Source organism: Allobosea sp. P4_H5 (assembly GCF_056400825.1).
In genome coordinates, this window is the sequence record NZ_JBFUKM010000032.1 from 1 (window position 1) to 3,267 (window position 3,267).

Annotated in this window: 1 protein-coding gene; it reads right to left on the minus strand. The window is 69.8% G+C overall.

Going from position 1 to position 3,267, the window contains the following annotated elements; translation table 11 throughout:
• Positions 1 to 3,232: autotransporter-associated beta strand repeat-containing protein (locus tag AC1DS0_RS30755; protein ID WP_476817991.1), on the minus strand; the 3,232-nt coding region annotated here is incomplete at its 3' end.
• Positions 3,233 to 3,267: the final 35 nt, after the last annotated feature.

The window sequence follows — 3,267 nt, forward strand, 5'->3', positions numbered from 1 at the left end:
TGACCTCGACTTCATAGGTCGAGCCTGCGGCGAAGGTGATGTCTCCGGCGACGGTGATTGTTCCGATCGAGTTGCCTGGCGCGATCGTGGCGCCTGCCTGGATCGTGGTCGAGCCGACGGTGCCGCTGCCCTGCAGCCGGGCGCCGGCCTCGACCTCGAGCCCACCGCCGAGTGAACCGTTGACGATGAGCGTGCCGGCGGAGACGGTGGTCGCGCCGGAGAAGCCGGAGCTGTCGCCGGTCAGTTCGAGTGCCCCGCCGCCGGCCTTGGCGAAGCGGCCGGTTCCCGAGAACACGCTGGCGATGCTGGCATCGTCGCGCTGGTCGAACACGACCGTGCCATTGGCGGTGACGTTGCCGGAGATCGAGGCGGCATTGCCGACGAGCGTGCCGGCCGCGACGATGGTGTTGCGGTAGGCGTTGCTGCCGCTCAGCGTCAGCGTGCCGGCGCCGGTCTTGATCAGGTCGCCATCGCCATAGATGCCGCCGCTCAGGCTGCCGTCATGGCCGTTGCTATCGATCGTGCCATTGCCGATCAGCAGCACGGTGCGGTCGGTGCTGAACGAGGCGCCAAAGCGCAGCGCCCCACCCAGGAAGGTGATCGCCGTCCCGCCGGCGCCGAGATTGCCGTCATTGGCGACCTCGAGCGCGCCGGCCCGGATCAGCGTGCCGCCGGAATAGCTGTTGGTGCCGGTCAGGACCGTGGTGCCGGTGCCCGCCTGCACGACGACGCCGGAACCGGAGATCGCGCCGGAGAAGCTGTAGTCGTTCGCGCGGTTGAAGCTGAGGATCGCGTCGTTGACGACATTGCCGGCAAGCTCGCCGGTGCTGCCGCCATTGCCGATCTGCAACATGCCGGCCGCGATCGTCGTGCCGCCGGCATGGCGCGCGCTGCCGGTCAGGACGAGCGTGCCCCAGCCATCCTTGACCAGGCTGCCGCTGCCGCTGATCGCGCCGCCGAGGATGAAGCTCGTGCCGGCATAGGTCTCGATCGTGCCGGTGCCCGAGAGCGTGATGGAGCGTCCGCTGGTGATGTCGGCATAGCTCGCCAGGCGGCCGCCGCCGTCGAAGGCGATGCTTGAGCCGGCAGCGCCGAGATTGGCGTCGGCGACGATCGCCAGCGTGCCGTCGCGGATCACGGTGCCGCCGGCATAGCTGCTGGTCCCGGTCAGCAGCAGGGTTCCCGAGCCCTGCTTGAGCAGGCGGCCGGCGCCGGTGACGGTTCCGGCGTAGAGGCTGTCCTGCGTCTGATCGACGGTGAGGTCGGCACTGCCCAGCGCGATCTCGCCGCCGCTGCCGGCGAGGACACGCATCGACAGGTCGTGGCCATCAAGGTCGAGCCTGCCGCCGGTCAGGACCCAGTCGGTCATCACCGGCAGGGCTCCCGCACTGCCGGCCCGGAGCGTGCCGGCGGTGATCAGGGTCCCGCCCGACCAGCTGTTGCTCCCGGTCAGCAGCAGCGTGCCGTCGCCCGCCTTGATCAGCCCGCCGGCGCCGCTCACCGTGTTGGTCAAGGTCAGCGTCGTGCCGGCATCGGTCGCGATCGCGCCGGTATCGCGCAGGGTGACGCTGCGGGCCGAGACGATGTCGGCGGTGGTGTGCAGTGCGCCGTTGTCGAAGCTGAGCCCGCCGCTGCTTACGCCGAGATTGGCGTCGGCGAAGATCTGCAGCGTGCCGCCCGCGATGATGGTGCCGCCGCCATAGCTGTTGGTGCCCGACAGGATCAGCCTGCCGTCGCCGGTCTTCTCGAGGCCCTCCGTGCCGGTGATGCTGACCGCAACCGTCGCGGTCTCGCCGTCGAGCACGCGGATCTCCGGCGTGGTGATGACGAAGCCGCCATTGTTGTAGCCGTGCAGGTTGAGGCTGCCGCCGGCACCGCCGACCAGCGTATAACTGCCGCCGGCGAACTGCAGCCCGACCGCGCTCTGCTGGCCGTCGATCGTGATCGTGCCGCCGGGGCCGCGGAAGACGCCATAGGCGCCGCCCCATGACGCCGTCGTCGCGCCGCCGAGGTTCCACCAGTTCAGGTTGCCGCCGGTCCAGGTGCCGGACCCGCCGCCGGCCGGCGTCGTGCCCCAGAGCTGCAGGATGTCGAGCCCGTTCGGGGTGACGACGACATCGACCTTGCCGGTCAGCGACGTGTCGACCGAGTAGGTATAGGCCACCGGGCTCGTGACCGGGGTGCTGCCGATGACGAGCCCGCTGCCCGAAAGGCTGCCGCTATAGCTGATGACGCGGTGATAGCCGATCGCGGGCTGCGAACTGCCGGCGAGGTTGAGCGTGCCGCCGTTCAGGACGAGATCGCCATTGACCCGCGTCGTGGCGGAATCCGGCGACGAGGCGCCATCGCCGTCCAGAGCGTAGTCGTAATTGCTGCCGGCCTCGAGCGTCAGCGTGCCGTTGACGACGAGCGCGGCGGCATCCGACGGCTTGATCGTGCCGCCCGCATTGGCGGTGAGACTGCCGTTGACCACCAGCGAGGTCTTGCCCGACGGCGCAAGCGTGCCGCCGCCGTTCACCGTGGTCGCCCCGATCGAGCCCTCGCCCTCGACCCGACCGGCGTTGTCGATCGCGACCGTGCCGCCGACCCGGGCACCGCTCAGCACCAGCGTGCTGCTCGTCACCGTCATCGCGCCGGTAAAGCCGGAGGCGTCGAGATAGCGCTCGAAGATCGTCGTCCCGCTCAGGAACCGGACCTGGCCGGACCCATCAAAATCAGAGCCGAACCTGTAGTCGCCGTCCGTATGATTGAAAACCAACGTGCCCGTGCCGGCGCCGAACTGGACATCGCCCTCGATCCTGCCCGCCGTCGTTGCCGTCTGCCCTGCCGCGGCGCCGATATTGATCGTGCCGGTGCTGCCGGAGTTTTTGGCGACAGCGATCCGCCTGTCGCGTCCGGGGCCGGCCTTGCCGCCATTGGCGACGGTGAGCGTGCCGCTGCCGGACTGTCCGACCGTGAAGTCGGTCGCAGTCAAGCTCGATCCGGCGCCGGAGACCACAGCCGAGCCCGCACCGCCGTCGCCAAGCACGAGGCTGCCGGCCTCGACATGCGAACCGCTGCCGCTGACATGGATCGCGCCGGAGCCTCCCGCTCCGGTCCCGATGCCGATCGTGCCGGCGCGCACGGTTCCGCCATTGGCGACCGTCAGGCTGCCCTGGCCTTGATGGCCGACGTCGATCCGATCGTCGGCGGTCCATTTTGCTCTCGCTCCCGCCACGGTGACGGCGGCCACGGCGCCTGCGCCGCTCGCGATCTGCGCATTCGTCG